Origin of the sequence: Deinococcus phoenicis (assembly GCF_000599865.1) — a bacterium.
Lineage (GTDB): Bacteria > Deinococcota > Deinococci > Deinococcales > Deinococcaceae > Deinococcus > Deinococcus phoenicis.
On the sequence record NZ_JHAC01000034.1, the window covers coordinates 24,595 to 38,754 of the forward strand.

The 14,160-nt window shown below is 70.6% G+C and carries 13 protein-coding genes and 1 tRNA gene; 9 read left to right on the forward strand and 5 right to left on the reverse strand.

Features of this window, described 5'->3' with window-relative positions; translation table 11 throughout:
• Positions 1-60: 60 nt before the first annotated feature.
• Positions 61-1,752, reverse strand: coding sequence for a GGDEF domain-containing protein (locus DEIPH_RS11745; RefSeq protein ID WP_034358254.1), 1,692 nt, complete (start codon positions 1,750-1,752; stop codon positions 61-63).
• Between the two features lie 139 nt (positions 1,753-1,891).
• Between DEIPH_RS11745 and DEIPH_RS11750 the strand changes: the two genes are divergently transcribed.
• Both DEIPH_RS11750 and DEIPH_RS11755 read left to right on the forward strand, forming a co-directional pair.
• The gene (locus DEIPH_RS11750; RefSeq protein WP_051517337.1) at positions 1,892-2,869 is read left to right on the forward strand and encodes an ABC transporter ATP-binding protein; all 978 of its coding nucleotides are present in this window, start codon (positions 1,892-1,894) and stop codon (positions 2,867-2,869) included.
• Positions 2,862-3,734: an ABC transporter permease subunit gene (locus tag DEIPH_RS11755; RefSeq protein WP_034358256.1), complete on the forward strand. Its 873-nt coding sequence runs from the start codon at positions 2,862-2,864 to the stop codon at positions 3,732-3,734. Before DEIPH_RS11750 ends, DEIPH_RS11755 begins: the two co-directional genes overlap by 8 nt.
• 182 nt (positions 3,735-3,916) lie before the next feature.
• On the opposite strand, the gene DEIPH_RS11760 is transcribed toward DEIPH_RS11755, so the two are convergent.
• Positions 3,917-4,249 (reverse strand): hypothetical protein, encoded by a 333-nt coding sequence (locus DEIPH_RS11760; protein WP_034358258.1) that lies wholly within the window; start codon positions 4,247-4,249, stop codon positions 3,917-3,919.
• Positions 4,250-4,361: 112 nt separating this feature from the next.
• Positions 4,362-4,988 carry a hypothetical protein gene (locus tag DEIPH_RS20470; RefSeq protein ID WP_051517338.1) on the reverse strand — a complete coding sequence of 209 codons (627 nt, stop codon included), beginning with the start codon at positions 4,986-4,988 and terminating at the stop codon, positions 4,362-4,364.
• Between the two features lie 130 nt (positions 4,989-5,118).
• Here DEIPH_RS20470 and DEIPH_RS11770 point away from each other — a divergent pair, with 130 nt between their 5' ends.
• From DEIPH_RS11770 to DEIPH_RS11800, 7 genes are all read left to right on the forward strand, one after another.
• Complete coding sequence (locus DEIPH_RS11770; RefSeq protein WP_034358260.1) at positions 5,119-6,246, forward strand: XdhC family protein; 1,128 nt, start codon at positions 5,119-5,121, stop codon at positions 6,244-6,246.
• Between the two features lie 54 nt (positions 6,247-6,300).
• Entirely contained in the window at positions 6,301-6,810 is a 510-nt protein-coding gene (rraA, locus tag DEIPH_RS11775; RefSeq protein WP_034358262.1) for a ribonuclease E activity regulator RraA, read from the forward strand.
• A 75-nt stretch (positions 6,811-6,885) separates the two neighbouring features.
• Positions 6,886-7,272, forward strand: a complete 387-nt coding sequence (locus DEIPH_RS11780; protein WP_034358264.1) for a YbaN family protein — start codon at positions 6,886-6,888, stop codon at positions 7,270-7,272.
• Positions 7,273-7,337: 65 nt separating this feature from the next.
• Entirely contained in the window at positions 7,338-8,342 is a 1,005-nt protein-coding gene (locus DEIPH_RS11785; protein ID WP_034358267.1) for a 4Fe-4S dicluster domain-containing protein, read from the forward strand.
• An 87-nt stretch (positions 8,343-8,429) separates the two neighbouring features.
• On the forward strand, positions 8,430-11,066 hold the full coding sequence (locus DEIPH_RS11790; protein ID WP_034358270.1) for a DEAD/DEAH box helicase: 2,637 nt from the start codon (positions 8,430-8,432) through the stop codon (positions 11,064-11,066).
• Positions 11,067-11,136: 70 nt separating this feature from the next.
• A tRNA-Gln gene (locus DEIPH_RS11795) sits at positions 11,137-11,210 on the forward strand.
• A gap of 227 nt (positions 11,211-11,437) precedes the next feature.
• The gene (locus DEIPH_RS11800) at positions 11,438-12,031 is read left to right on the forward strand and encodes a DUF4384 domain-containing protein (RefSeq protein ID WP_034358273.1); all 594 of its coding nucleotides are present in this window, start codon (positions 11,438-11,440) and stop codon (positions 12,029-12,031) included.
• 52 nt (positions 12,032-12,083) lie between these two features.
• Here DEIPH_RS11800 and DEIPH_RS11805 read toward each other — a convergent pair whose 3' ends face one another.
• Together DEIPH_RS11805 and menC are read right to left on the reverse strand one after the other, a co-directional pair.
• Positions 12,084-12,878, reverse strand: a complete 795-nt coding sequence (locus DEIPH_RS11805; RefSeq protein WP_034358275.1) for an acyl-CoA acyltransferase — start codon at positions 12,876-12,878, stop codon at positions 12,084-12,086.
• The gene (menC, locus tag DEIPH_RS11810) at positions 12,875-13,984 is read right to left on the reverse strand and encodes an o-succinylbenzoate synthase (protein ID WP_034358277.1); all 1,110 of its coding nucleotides are present in this window, start codon (positions 13,982-13,984) and stop codon (positions 12,875-12,877) included. The genes DEIPH_RS11805 and menC overlap by 4 nt, the downstream gene beginning before the upstream one ends.
• Positions 13,985-14,160 lie beyond the last annotated feature (176 nt).

A 14,160-nucleotide genomic window follows, 5' to 3' on the forward strand; every position in this document is an offset into this window, starting at 1 on the left:
TTTTCCCCGCTTTTTGTGGTCTGCCGGGTTTTTGTGGTCTGGCAGGCAACGAACGCCGGATCAGCCCAGCACGAGCGCGGGAGGATACACCCGGTTGCGTCCGGCCCCCTTGGCCCGGTAGAGGTGATCGTCGGCCTGCTCGAACGCCACGCGCAGGGCCTCGGCGTCGTGGCCCCCCGTGAGGGCGTACCCGGCGCTGACGGTCAGGGTCATGCCGGGCAGCAGCGCGGACCAGTCGTGGGCCTCGACGGCCCGCCTCAGGCCCTCGACCAGGGCTGCGGCGTCTCCGGGGTTCGCGCCGGGCAGCACCAGCAGAAATTCCTCACCGCCGTAGCGGGCCAGCAGACTGGCGGCGGGCAGCCGCGCCGTCAGGCAGGCCGCCACCGCCCGCAGGGCCGCGTCACCGGTCGCGTGCGAGTGCTGGTCGTTCACGTCCTTGAAGTGGTCGATGTCGAACAGGGCCAGCAGCGTCCCGGCCCCCTCTTCCAGCTCGGAGAGGGCGTCTTGCAGCCCCCGGCGGTTCAGCAGGCCCGTGAGGGGGTCCTGGCGGGCCTGGGCCTCGGCGCGGCGCACACTGTCCTGCCAGCTGCTCGCCTCGGCGCGGGCCTGCCGCAGGTCGCGGGCCAGGTCGTCGTTGCGCTGCTCGATGTGGGCCAGCCGGTCCAGGGCGGTCTGCGCACGCTCCAGGGCTTCCCGGTACGTGGCGAGCGCGGCCGGAAAATCGCCCGCCTGCTCGTGTAGCCCGGCGACCGCCTGCAACACGTCCTGCGTCTCCCGGTGGCGACCCTGGCCGCGCACGGCGTCCAGCGCGGCGCGGTAGTGCCGCTGCGCCTGCTCGGGCCATCCGCGCGCCGTGCTGACCTCGGCCATCGCCAGATAGGCCTCCAGGTAGGCCCGTTGCCCCAGTTGCCGGTGGTAGGCCATGGCCGCCTCGGCGTAGACCTGCGCGCTGTCCAGGTCCCCTTCCAGCAGGGCGAGCCGTGCGGCGTGCGTTTCGGTGTTCAGGGCGACGATGTGGTCCGGTTGCAGGGCCAGGGACACGCGGGCGGCCTCCAGAGCCGCGTGGCTGCGGGCGCGGGCCTCGGCCTCCGTGTCCGGGCGGCCCCGCTCCCGCGCCTGACGGGCAAGATTCAGGTAAGTGTGGGTGCGGTTCTCGTGCAGGTAGGGCCAGGACGCCCGCTGCTCTTCTTCCGGTAGCGAGAGCAGGAGTTCTTCCAGCAGATTGAGCTGGTGCAGAGAGTCGGCGTAGTGCCCGGAAAGGTTGGCGAGGTACGCGAGATTCACGTGGGCGTTCACGCGGTCGTTCACGTTCCCCGAGGTCTGGGCCAGGGCCTGCACGTCGAACAGGTCGCGCCGGGCACCCGACAGGTCCCCCGCCGTCAGCCGGGCGATGGCGCGGACATTGTGCACCCGCGCCTCCAGGTGGTGCAGGCCATGCTCGTGCGCCAGGTCCAGGGCCAGCGCCAGGTGTTCGAACGCCTGTTCCTGCCGGCCCCGCGTCACCTCCAGCGCGGACAGCCCCGCCAGCACCTCGACGGTCGCGTCGGGGGCGTCGGCGCTCAGGGCCGCTTCCAGCGCCGCCTGGGCCAGCGGCAGCGCGCTTTCCAGCGAGAGAAAACGGTAGTGCTGGGACAGCGCCAGATAGGCCCTGGCCCGGGCGGTGTCCGTGGTGGCCCCGGCCAGCGCCTCCTGTAGGTGAGGCGGGGCGTCGGACGGTACGGGAACCGACCCCAGACGGCGAACCTGTTTCATATGGAGCATTTTGGCGAATGCGGTCTTTCTAGACTATCACCCCAGATGGAGGTTGATGGGGGAGCCGTTCGCCTTCTCCGGACGGGTGCGCGGGGGCCTCTCCATCTTCCGGTGCACGCCGGCCTCACCCCTCCCCTCTATGCTGGAGGGCGTGGCGGCTATCGAGACGCGGGAGTTACGCAAGGTGTACCGGAGCCGGGCCGTCGTGGACGGCCTGACCCTGACGGTGGGCGAGGGCGAGGTCTTCGGCTTTCTGGGGCCGAACGGGGCGGGCAAAAGCACCACCGTCAAGATGCTGCTGGGGCTGGTGCATCCCAGCGGCGGCGAGGTGCGGGTGCTGGGCGGCTCCCCGGCGGACCCGGCGGTGCGCGCGCGGCTGGGGTTCCTGCCCGAGCAGTTCCGCTTCCAGACCTGGATGACGGGTGAGGAGTTTCTGCGCTTTCATGGCCGCCTGGCGGGGCTATCCGCCGCCGAACTGCGCGTGCGGGCGCCGCAGGTGCTGGGGACGGTCGGGCTGGGCGGACGCGGGGGCGAGGCGCTGAGCGGTTACTCCAAGGGAATGCTTCAGCGGGTGGGGCTGGCCGGGGCGATCCTGGCGCGGCCCCGGCTGGTGTTTCTGGACGAACCGACCAGCGCCCTGGACCCGATCGGCCGCGTGGAGGTGCGCGAGATCATCGAGCGGCTGCGCGGCGAGGGCGTGACGGTGTTCCTGAATTCGCACCTGCTCTCGGAAGTCGAGCAGGTGTGCGACCGGGTGGCGTTCGTGAAGTCGGGCCGGGTGCTGCGGCAGGGCAGCATGCGCGAACTGATGGGCGGCGTGCTGCCGGTGGACCTGCGGGTAGACCACCTCTCGCCCGCGTTGCTCGCCGCGCTGGCGCAGGTGGGCGAGGTGCGGCACACCGACCTGAACACGCCGGGCCGCGCCGGGGCCGAACTCTGGCTGGAGCGTGAGGACAGCCTGCCGGCCCTCGCGGACGCCGTGCATGCCCATGGGGCGCGCCTGTACGCCCTGACGCCCCGCCGCCCCGATCTCGAAACCCTGTTCCTCGAACTGATCGAGGGCAGCCCGGAGCCTGCGCCCGTGGGGGAGCCGGTGCGGGGAGCCGCCCGTGCATAACGCCCTCCTGATCGCGGAACTCTCGCTGCGCGAGGCGGTCCGCAAGCGGCTGGTGGTCGTGCTGCTGCTGCTGACGGCGGCCTTCCTGGGCTTTTACCTGTACGGCGTGTTCCGCCTGGAAGGCACCCTCGACCAGCGCGCCCGGGAGGCGGGGCTGGACGGCCGCAGCGTGAACGGCGCGGCCAACCTGAGCGTGATGTACGCCGCGATGTTCGGCATGTACCTGGTCTATTTCCTGGGCGTGCTGATGGCGGTGCTGTCCACGGTCGGGGCCGTCAGCGGCGACGTGGAAAGCGGCGTGATGCAGTCGGTGATCGCGCGGCCCATCAGCCGGGCACAGCTGGTGCTGGGGCGCTGGCTGGGGTTTACGGCCGTCAATGTCGTGTACGTGGCGCTGGTCGGCGCGGCGCTGCTGGGCGGCATCTTCCTGATCACGGGCTTCGTGCCGCCCGCGCCGCTGCCCGCCCTGGCCCTGATCCTGCTCGCCATCACGCTGGTCACGGCCCTCACGGTGCTGGGCAGCACCCTCTTTACCACGCTCGCCAACGGCATCGGCGTATTCGTGCTGTACGGCGCGGGCTTCGCGGGCGGCATTCTGGGCAGCATCGGCACCTTTGCCGCCAGCCCCACCCTGACCACACTGGGCAAGGTCGCCAACACCCTGATGCCCACCAACGCCCTGTGGCTGGGCGCGAGTTACCACCTGCAACCCGATGTGCTGCGGCAGATGGGCGAGATGACGCGCGGGGCCAACCCCTTTTTCGGCGGCGCGCCTCTGGCTTCCGGCATGATCGTCTGGGCCGCTGTCTACGCCCTGCTGGCCGTGCTGGTCGCCATGTGGCAATTCAGCCGCCGCGACCTGTAATCCACAGTGCGGCCCGTCCTGGGGGGGGGTAGAGGGGCGTTGAGGAAACTGTCGTTTGGGACGCGTGCTCTGCTCCCCGCTTCCCCCACAAAGACAAAGGAGGAGGAACGAAAGGTGCTGTAAAAGTGCCGGGTCTAGCAGCGGCTGCCTGGGGGGCAAGGTGTCCGCACCCTTGCCGACAATCAGCCGGGCAGGATCAGGGCCTGCCAGGTCGCCTCGGCGGTGTCGTCATTGCCCTCCTGGCCGGTCATGCCGGTGTCGTGGCAGGTAAAGCCCATCAGCGGCAGGGTCCGTCCCCCCGCGTTCAGCGTGTAGCTGCCGTGCTGGCCCGCACCGGGCGTCCGGCCCGGGGCCACCCGGTAAAGCACGATCACCGACTCGCCCACCCGCACCTCCGGCAGGTCCGAGGCGGTCACCTGCCCCGCGAAGCTCCGTCCGGGGTCGCCCACCTCGCCGTACCAGGCCCCCCGGACCTCGACCACTGCCCTGTCGCCGTTTCCACGCTGCGTCGTCATCCCGCCATCACAGCAGAAGCGCGGTGAGCCGGGTGTGGGGCTTCCCAAGCCCGGCAGCAAACGGGGCCAGACCGGGTGCGGGTCTGGCCCTTCAGGCGGCAAGGCTGCCGCGTTACTGATCGAGGGGATCGGGGTCCTGGCTGGCGCGGCGGCCCTCGTCCAGCTGATGCTTGCGCACGAAGTCCTGCTCGCGGGCCTGGGTGCCCTGGCTGGCGGTGGCGTCTCCGGGCACCAGAAGTTCGTCGCTGTGTTGCACGGTCGGGTCGGGGGTGGTGGGCACGTCGTTCTCGGCGTCGCGGTGGGTCATGAAAGGCTCCTGGAGGGGGGGGACGGCGGCGGGCACCGTGGGTTCGGTGCGGGCCAGGGGGCCTGGGGTCGGGACCGAAAGGGAAGGGGCCGGACGGGATGCCCGGTCCTCTTCACCACGGGCGGCGGGCAGGTGGGGGAGGCTCTCGCCTTCGTGACCTTCTCCGGCGGGATCGCTGCCCAGCTCGTGCAACAGGCGTTCGCGGGCGCTGATTTCCTCGTCCACCCGGCGGATGTCGCCGCGCAGCTCCTGGAGCACGTCCAGATCAGCGCCCGCGTGGTACGAGCGGCCCAGCCGAGCGTACAGGGCGTCGAGTTCGCGGTTCAGCTGAAACACCTCCAGCCGGAGCCGCGCGCTCTGCGTGACTTCCTCGCCCCGCCGCTGGACCCGCTCGGCTCCGCGGCGCACGCTGTTCAGGATGTTATCCAGCATGGGGTGATTCTCTGGCGGCGGCGCGTGGGGCGGGTGAGCCGGCGTTTAAGGGATGCCGCGGTTAACCCGGCGGGAAATGAGGCGGCCTCCCTTGCCCCCGGCCCCCTCCGCGCGGCACACTCGGAGAACCATGAACGCTGCCGAGACCCGCGCCCTGCTGACGGCGCTGACCGCCGCCCTGACGCGGGGCCAGCGGGCGGCTATGGCCACCGTGGTCGGCGTGCGGGGCAGCGCCTACCGCCGCGAGGGCACCCGCATGCTGGTTCTGGAGGACGGCGCACAGGTCTGCATGCTGTCGGGCGGCTGCCTGGAGGCCGAGGTGGTGGAGGTCGCGCTGGAGGTGATCCGCAGCGGCGTTCCCGCGCTGACCCACTACGACCTGTCGGAGGACGCGACCTGGGGGCTGGGGATCGGCTGCGGCGGCAGCGTGGACGTGCGGGTGGAACGGGTGGACCCGGAAGACCCCGTGACCGCCCGCTGGCTCGCGGCACTGGGGGAGGAGCGGGCGGCGGCACTCGCCGTGCCGCTCAGTGGCGGGGGCCGGGTGCTGGTCATGCCGGACGGCCAGGTGACAGGCCGACTGCCCGATCGGGCGCTGCACACGTTCGCCGTGGCGGCGGCCCAGGAGCGCCTGAGCCTGCGGGAGCCGCGCGCTGTGACCCTGACCGCACCGGACGGCACCCCCGTCTTCATCGACGTGAACGTGCCCCCGCCGCAGCTGGTCCTGTACGGCGCGGGGCACGACGCGGTGCCGCTGGCGGCCCAGGCACACGCCCTGGGCTATGCCGTGCAGGTCATTGATCCCCGGCCCGCCTACCTGACGCCGGCGCGGTTTCCAGGCGCGACCCTGCACGACCTCGCCCCAGAGGAGCTGCACCGCTTCACGCCCGGCGAACGCCCGCACCTGATCGTGATGAACCACCACCTCGACCGGGACCGGGTGTGCCTCGCCCACGCCCTGCGCTCAGGCGCGGAATACGTGGGCGTCCTCGGCCCCCGCTCGCGTGCCGAGGACCTGCTGCGTGACCTGGAGGCGGAGGGGGTCACCTTCACGCCGGAACAGCTCGCGCGCCTGCGTTCGCCGGTCGGCCTGCGCCTGGGGGCGGAAGCACCCGAGGAAGTGGCGCTGAGCATCCTGGCGGAATTGATGGCGTGGCGGCGCGGCTACGACGGCGGCTTTCTGAGCGGTCACGCGGGCCGCATCCACGACGCAGTCACGCACGCGCCCTTCCCGGAGAGTACCGGGCCGGCCCACTGACCGTCATCGCCAGAGTTGCGCCGGCCGGGTGGTTCAATACCCGCAGGAGGCGCCATGACTGGACCGCTGCTGCCCGACCCGACCTTCACGCCCACCACCGATCTCAGCGACGCACGTCCAGACGCGGCCATTCTCGCCCCGATCCTGCGGGACTACGGCGGTCGCCCGCGCTTTCACGGTCCCGCCGTGACCCTGCGTGTTCAGGACGATAATCCCCTGGTCCGCGCCGCGCTGGAGGAACCCGGCGGGGGCCGCGTGCTGGTCGTGGACAACGCGGGCAGCCTGAACTGTGCCGTTCTGGGCGGAATGCTCGCCCTGCTCGGCACCCGGAACGGCTGGGCGGGCGTGATCGTGAACGGCTGCGTGCGCGACGCAGCGGAACTGGCGACCCTGGACCTGGGCGTGCGGGCCGTCGCCTCCCATCCCCGCCGCAGCGCCAAGCGCGGCCTGGGCGAGCGGGACGTGCCCGTCACCTTTGCGGGCGTGACCATCCACCCCGGCGACCATCTCTATGCCGACGAGGACGGGGTGGTATGTCTGCCCGCGCCGGACCGGGCCAGCTAACCGGGGCCAGCCGACCGGGCCAGCTGGGGGCCATTGCCCCCTTTCTCCTTCACCCGCTGCCGTACCCTGGAAGGCATGAGCGATTCGTCTCCCACCGTCGTCCGGCCCCTGTGGGTGGCCCTGGGCTTCATCCTGACGGGCCTGGGGTTCCTGGGCCTGCTGCTCCCGGGCTTTCCGGGCACGGTGTGGTTCGTGCTGGCGGCAGGAGCTTTTGCGCGCGGCAACCCCAAGTGGGAAGCGTGGCTGCTCTCCCGGCCCGTCGTGGGCGAACTCGTGCGCGATTACCGCGAAGGGCGCGGAATGCCGCTGCGGGCGAAGTGGATCGCCTGCACCTGTATCGTGGTGGCCGTGAGCTGGAGCCTGCCGCGCATTCCGGTGCTGGTGGGGCAGGTCGGGTGGGCGCTGGTTGGGCTGGCGGGCATCCTGTTCATTGCCCTGTGGGTGCCGACGCGCCGCCCGTGAGCGCGCCCCGGAACAGTCCGGAGAACCTTCCACTTGTCCCGCCCGAGCGCCGCTAGACTCCCCGCATGTTAGAAGGCGTGTTCAACCGTCTGGGCGAGTACGGCAACCAGCTGCCGCGGTACACGGCACCGCGTTGCCTGCTGGAGCGTCAGGCGGTCGGCGGCTGCGATGCCTGCCACGCCACCTGTCCGCACGACGCCATTCAGTTCGGCCCCCTGGGCCAGAGCATCCAGATCGACCCCGGGGCGTGTACCGGCTGCGGCCTGTGTGTGCAGGTCTGCCCCAGCGGCGCGCTGGAATACGACCTCACCGCGCCTCTCCAGAGCGTGCGCGACGCGGGTCAGGCCGGTGGGGGAGAGGCCAGCCTGACCTGCTCGCAGAGTGGTGCGGGCGGCCCCACCCTGACCTGTCTGGGCCGGGTGACGCCGGCCGTCGTGGCTGCCGCAGGCGCGTGGGGAACACCGCTCACCCTGCTGCACGGCGAATGCCGCACCTGCCCGGTCGGCGCACCCGACGTGCCCGAGCGCCTCCGGCGCGTGACGGAGGAAGCGCAGACCCTCCGCGCCGCGACCGGCCGGCCCGCCCAGGTTACCGTGCGGGCGGCTGGCCCCGAGGACCGCGACCGCGCCGTGCGGGTTTCGCGCCGGGGCGCCTTTGCCACCCTGCTGCGGGCCGGGCGGCAGCAGGTCGCGCAGGTGCTTCCCGACCGTCCCCTGCCCTTCGTGGACTGGAGCCAGCCCGAGGAGCGCACCCCCGAGGAATGGCGCTGGCGGGCGCGTTCCCTGGTGCCCGCGCCCGCACCCGGCGCCGGTGTTCACTGGCCCGCACCGCTGGTGGACGACACCTGCATCGACTGCCCGGTCTGCTCGAACGTCTGCCCAACCCAGGCGATCACGCGCGAGCTGAAGCCCGAGGGCGGCGCACAACTGCTGCTGAATCTTTCCACCTGCACGGGGTGCATGGCCTGCGTCCGCTCCTGCCCCCCGCAGGCCATGCACCCCCAGGAAGAGTGGCTTCCGGCCGCCTTCCACCTGCCAGTCCTGATCCGCGACAGCGACTCGGTGATGTAGGCCGGAGGCCGGCCCTGTAACCGCGCCGGCTGCCTACCGTGATCCCGCCCCCGCACCCCTTTTCCCCACCACCCTACACTGGAACACGTGCTGCCCGCCCGCTCCCCCTATGCCCGCCTGGAGGGGTTCTTGCGCGACATCCTGGGCAGCGGCGCGGCCCTGCTCCATGAGGACGAGGCAGCCCCCGCCCACACCCTTAAGGCGGCGGACCTGGGCTGGTCGGAGGCGGTCAAGCGCGGGTTCGGCTTCCGCGAGGTCTACAGCCACCAGGCCGAGACATACCGCCTGATGCGCGACGGCCAGCACGTCATCGTGACCACGCCGACGGCCAGCGGCAAGACCGGGGCCTTTTTCCCGGCGGTCTTCGAGCGCCTGGAACGCGACCCGCAGGCCACCGCCCTCTTCGTCTATCCGCTGGTGGCGCTGGGGCAGGACCAGCGCGACAAGTTGCGAGCCTTTCGTGAGCGCGGGGCTTTCGGCTGGGACATCGGGGCCTTTCAGGGGGGGGCGCAACCCGCCGAGGTCTTCCGCGAGAACGTGCGGATGGTGACGGCCACGCCCGACAAGCTGCACTGGTCCCTGACTCAACCCCGCGTGCGCGACTTCCTGCGGCGGCTCTCCTTCATCGTGCTGGACGAGGCGCACACCTACCGGGGCGGCTTCGGCAGCGAGGTGGCGGGGATGCTGCGGCGCTTGCTGGACCTCGCCCGGGCGCTGGGTGCAAATCCACAGGTGGTTCTCTCGACCGCCACGATCGGCAACCCCGCCGAGTTTGCGCGGGAACTGGTGGGCGTGGACGCGGTGGAGGTCAGCGAGTCGGGGGCCGCGCGGCACGGCAAACGCTATTATCTCGCGGACCACCGGGGCCAGCCGCGCCGCTTCTGGGACGCGGTGGTGAGCGCCAGCATCCAGCGCAACCTCAAGGTGCTGGCCTTTTTCCGGGGCCGTTCGCGCGCCGCCCGGCTGTACTCCACCTACCGCGCCCAGCCCCTCTACCGCAGCCACGTCCACCTCTACATGGCGGGCACCTCGGACCGCGAGGGCCGCCTGACCGAATTCCGCCGCGCCAGCAGCGGCGTGATGTTCGCCACCAACGCGCTGGAGGCCGGGGTGGACATCGGGGACCTGGAAGTGGTCATCATCGACGGGTATCCCGGCTCGCGGATGGCCTTCCGGCAGATGGCAGGCCGCGCCGGACGGGTCGCGCCGGGCCTGGTGCTGTACCTCCCCGCGCTCAACGAACAGGGCGTGCCGCAGCCGGTGGACGCCTTCTACTCCAACGCCGGAAACTTCCGCGAACTGGTCACCGGTCCGATTGAAAAAGCAGTGGTGGAGGCCGAGAATCCCTATCTCTCGCCCCGGCACCGCGCCCGTGCCAACGAGGAACGCAAGGCGGCGGGCCTCCCCGCCGAGCTGGCTTCCGGCCCCAAATACTGGAACCTGCGCGGCGAGGGCAGCGCCAAATTCGCGGTGATCGAGGAAACGGACTGGGCGCAGAAGGGCCACCGCGCCTTCGACGCGCCGCTCGAATCCCCCAGCCAGCACTACGCCCTCACCGAGAAGCACGAGGGGGCGGTGTTCACGCTGGACGGCCAGGGCTACAAGGTGACGCGCTGGGAGGAACATCCGGCGGGGACCGCGATTCTGGTCGAGAAGTTCGACGCCGCCAACCTCTTCACGCGCGGTCTGTACGCCATCGAGGTCAGCCCGGTGAAGATGGGCGAATGGGTGCGGCGCGGCCCCCTCGCGTACCGCCACGGTGAGGTGGTCATCCGCCGCCGTTACACCGGCTTCATGATGATGCGTCAGGTCTTCGAGCGCGTCTGCACCGGCTGCGACCGTGAGCCGGACCCCACCGAGCGCGTCTGCCGAAGCTGCGGGGGCCGCATTCAGGACCGGATGCAGGACCACAAGCTCTCCGAGCACCTGTACGACGACCCGCTGGAACTGCCCCCCTTCCGCACCTCGGCCCTGGAAGTCGGCGTGGATGCCCGCGCAACCGAGCAGCCCACCGCCGTCGCGCACACCCTCAAGCACCTGCTCCAGAAGCTCACGCCCGAACGGGTCGCCTGCGACGAGAACGACCTGGCGGGAGCTTTCCGCCCCGACCGCGACAACTACTTCTTCCTGTACGACGACTGGCTGGGCGGCCTGGGCGTCAGCCGCCGCGCCTTCGAGACCATGGATGACCTGCTGCGCCGCGCGCTGGACCTGACGGCCAAAACGTGTTGCAAGGAGGCGCAGGGCTGTTATGAGTGCATCGCGGTGAGCCGCTGCTACGCGCCCTTTCTGGCGAGCGGGGAACGCCGACCCACTGACAAGCACGCTGCCCGCGCCTTTCTGGAGGCCCTACTGGGCGTGCAGGCTGCGCCCCAGCCCGAACCGGACGCCGTCACGCTCCCCGAAGTCCCCGCCCTGCCCCCCTCCTGGCCTCTCCAGGCGCGCGAACTGCTGGACCTGCACGGCCTGAGCCTGCCCGAGGTCAGCGCCCGCCTCGGCATTCCCAGCCGTGAGTTGCAGCGCGCCGTCAGCAGCACCGAGCCGCTGAGATTGCGCCACGCCAAGTTCGGTGAGGGCGTGTTTCTCCAGGGCTTCGGCCAGGGCGACCGCCGCGAGGTGCTGGCCTATTTCCCCGGCGTGGGTCAGAAACGCCTGCTGCTCAAATTCGCGGGTCTGACCGTGATCGAGAAGGGGGGCACCCGGGCGGCTGTTCCGGGCGGTTGACCCTCTGCGCCGCGCGCCGCTATACTTCACTGCGCTTCCCGGTGGGGGCGCAGTTCCAGAAACGAAGTCTAGGGATATGGTGTAATGGCAGCACAACAGATTTTGGATCTGTTTGTCTAGGTTCGAATCCTAGTATCCCTGCCACAGGGCAGCAGAGGCGGAAGCGGCGAATGCTTCCGCCTCTGCTTCGTTGGTCCTCCGAGAGCTGCCCACGCCGGGCATGAGGCCGAATTCCAGCGCAGCTCACGTTCCGTCAGGTGCGCTTCACCCAGCGTCAGGCGGCCCGGCCTAGGCTGGTTTCAACAGCGCTCTGACCGGTGTTCACGCTCTGGGAGGCTCCCCGTGCCCCGGTCCCCGCTGAAGGAGACCTCATGAAGAAGCCCGCTATCCTGCTCGCCCTGACCGCTTCCCTGCTGACTCCGCTGGCCACGCCCGCCCTGGCCGCCCCCAAGATCAGTGCCCAGAGCATCATCGTGAATCCCGTGCCGACCACACTGGAAGCGAAAGTCTGGGTGGACCGCGACCCCAGCGGCACCCGCACGCCGAACTACCGTATCGGCGACCGCATCCGCCTGTCCGTGTCGGTCAACGAGAGCGCCTACGTGTACCTCTTCAGCGTGAGTCCGGACGGCAGCGTGGATCAGGTGCTGCCCAACTCCCTCAGCAGCGGCGGCAACTATGTCCGCAAGGGCGAGGTGCGGACGTTCCCGGCCGCGCGCGACAACTTCGTCTTCAACGTGGGCGGCCCCGCCGGGCTGAACAAGGTGCTGGTCGTCGCCAGCCGCCGTCAGCTCAACCTCTCGGAACTCAGCACCTTCCAGGCGGGCGAGCCGTTCGCCAAGGTGAACGTCAAGGGCAGCCAGCAGCTCGCGCAGGCCCTCAGCATCGTGGTGAACCCGGTCGAGCAGCCCGTCCCGCAGCAGGACTGGGTCAGCGACACCGCCTTCTTCAACGCCACGTACTGAGAAGCGTTCCCCTTCCGGCGGGTATCCAGTGGGGTGCCCGCCTTTTTGCGGTTCAGTCCCCTCTCGTCAGCACGTAAAAGGCCCGCTCCCCCTCCCGCGCGAGGTCGGTCACTGCGTACCCGCGCCCCAGGTACGTCCCCAGTACTTCCCGCAGGGCGAAGCGCCAGGCCAGCCGCGCCGCCCCGGGGAGCGTCTCTGCCTGCACCGGGACCTCCGCCAGCACGTGCGCCCCGCTGAGGCCGAGTTCGGGCGGACCGGGCCGGTCGCCGTCCGCCTCCAGCGCCCTCTCGCCCACGGGAGGGGGTGCGGGTCGCTCGGCATCTGGACGGGTCAGGTCCCATTCGGTCATCAGGCGGTCGGCGGGAAAGGCCGCGCTCCGGTCTGTGCCCAGCGCGTACCAGTCGGGGTGATAGCTCACCGCGCGCGCCCCCAGCTTGCCCAGGTTCAGCCGGGCATTGCGCGCGACGAGGGGATCGAAGGTCCAGGTCATGCGCGTCAGGCCCTGCGCGAGCGCCCGCTCCCGCTGCGCCCGCTTCAGCGCGGCGGCGGCCCCGCTGCCGCGCCAGTCCGGATGCACCGCCAGCAGGTGCGAGTGGTGCCACACCTCCCCCTCTCGCCGCGCCGGAAACCCGTAGGCCAGGCCGAAAGGGAGGGGAGAGCTGCCGTCCGCCGGGTACGCCCCCAGCACAAGCGCGCCCGTGTGCGCCCCGATGCGGAACATGGTGGCGGGCAGCACCTCGCGGTCCGTGTACCCCCAGGCCTGCACCTGCACGTCCTCCAGGGCACGCATCTCCCAGGGGTCCGTCACGTCCCGGATCACGAAAGGGCGGGGGGCCTTCTCGCTCAAACTGTGTACTCCTCGTGCAGTTCGGACACGCGTGCCGTGAAGTCGCGGTTCAGCGTCACGCCGATGCCAGGACCTTCCGGCACCGGCATCAGGCCGTCTTCCGCCTCCAGGGCTTCGTTCACCACGTCCGTCTCCCAGTAGCGGCTGGCGCTGCTGGTGTCCCCCGGCAGCTTGAAGTCCGGCAGGGTTGAGAGGTGAATGTTGTGCGCCCGGCCCACGCCGCTTTCTAGCATCCCGCCGCACCAGACCGGTGCCCCGAAGCTCTGGGCCACGTCATGCACCCGGCGCGCCTCCGCGTGCCCGCCAACCCGCGCAACCTTGATGTTGATGACCCGGCCTGCCCCCAGGGCCAGTCCCTTGCGTGCGTCCTGGGCGCTCGCCACGCTCTCGTCGAGGCAGAGGGGCGTCCGCAGGCGGCGTTGCAGCTCGGCATGGTCCACCAGATCGTCCCACGCGAGGGGCTGCTCGATATACGTCAGGTCATAGGCGTCCAGCGCCGCCAGCCGTCCGGAATCCGCCAGCGTGTAGGCGCTGTTGGCGTCCACCGTCAGCCGGATGTCGGGAAAGGCCTCGCGCGTCGCGCGGACCGGCTGCACGTCCCAGCCGGGCTTGATCTTCAGCTTGATGCGGCGGTAGCCCTGCTCCACGTGCCGCCGCACCACGTCCACGGTCGCGGCCTCGTCGGGCTGGATGCCCAGGCTCACGCCGACCTCCACCTCCGTCCTATGGCCCCCCAGCAGGGTCCCTAGTGGCACACCAAGGCTGCGCGCCCAGAGGTCCCAGGCGGCCATCTCCACCATCGCCCGCGCCATGCGGTTGCCCCGGAAGCTCCCCAGGGCGGCTTCCAGCGCTTCCGGATTGGCGAAGCTGCGGCCCAACACGCGCGGCAGGAACACCTCACGCAGCAGGTTCAGCGCGCCCACGATGGTTTCCTCGCGATACATCGGCGCGGCCTCCATCGTGCCCTCCGAGAGGCCCTGCACCCCGTCTCCGTGCAGCACCAGCAGCGGCACCAGCTTCTCGGTCTGCACGCCGAAACTCGTCTCGAAGCGGAACTTCAGCGGCAGGCGGACCAGCAGGATTTCGGCGGCGTCAATTCTGAACATGCCCCAGTATGCCGGGCGGGAAGCGGGAAAGGTGGGACGGCTGGAAAAATGCCGTTCCACATGCTCTCCCCCTTGCCCAAGCAAGGCTCTGGCGATGGGGAGTTGACAGGATCGGGGAATGCCTGTATCTTTTCTGAGCCTCAAGCGAGGCGGGCAGCATGACAGGTGAAGAGATG

What these genes read in the sequence shown, in the direction of transcription:
- DEIPH_RS11745 (WP_034358254.1), bottom strand. Translation starts at nt 1,752, where the DNA reads ATGAAACAGGTTCGCCGTCTGGGGTCGGTTCCCGTACCGTCCGACGCC.
- DEIPH_RS11750 (WP_051517337.1), top strand. Translation starts at nt 1,892, where the DNA reads ATGCTGGAGGGCGTGGCGGCTATCGAGACGCGGGAGTTACGCAAGGTG.
- DEIPH_RS11760 (WP_034358258.1), bottom strand. Translation starts at nt 4,249, where the DNA reads ATGACGACGCAGCGTGGAAACGGCGACAGGGCAGTGGTCGAGGTCCGG.
- DEIPH_RS20470 (WP_051517338.1), bottom strand. Translation starts at nt 4,988, where the DNA reads ATGCTGGATAACATCCTGAACAGCGTGCGCCGCGGAGCCGAGCGGGTC.
- DEIPH_RS11770 (WP_034358260.1), top strand. Translation starts at nt 5,119, where the DNA reads ATGAACGCTGCCGAGACCCGCGCCCTGCTGACGGCGCTGACCGCCGCC.
- rraA (WP_034358262.1), top strand. Translation starts at nt 6,301, where the DNA reads ATGACTGGACCGCTGCTGCCCGACCCGACCTTCACGCCCACCACCGAT.
- DEIPH_RS11780 (WP_034358264.1), top strand. Translation starts at nt 6,886, where the DNA reads ATGAGCGATTCGTCTCCCACCGTCGTCCGGCCCCTGTGGGTGGCCCTG.
- DEIPH_RS11785 (WP_034358267.1), top strand. Translation starts at nt 7,338, where the DNA reads ATGTTAGAAGGCGTGTTCAACCGTCTGGGCGAGTACGGCAACCAGCTG.
- DEIPH_RS11800 (WP_034358273.1), top strand. Translation starts at nt 11,438, where the DNA reads ATGAAGAAGCCCGCTATCCTGCTCGCCCTGACCGCTTCCCTGCTGACT.
- menC (WP_034358277.1), bottom strand. Translation starts at nt 13,984, where the DNA reads ATGTTCAGAATTGACGCCGCCGAAATCCTGCTGGTCCGCCTGCCGCTG.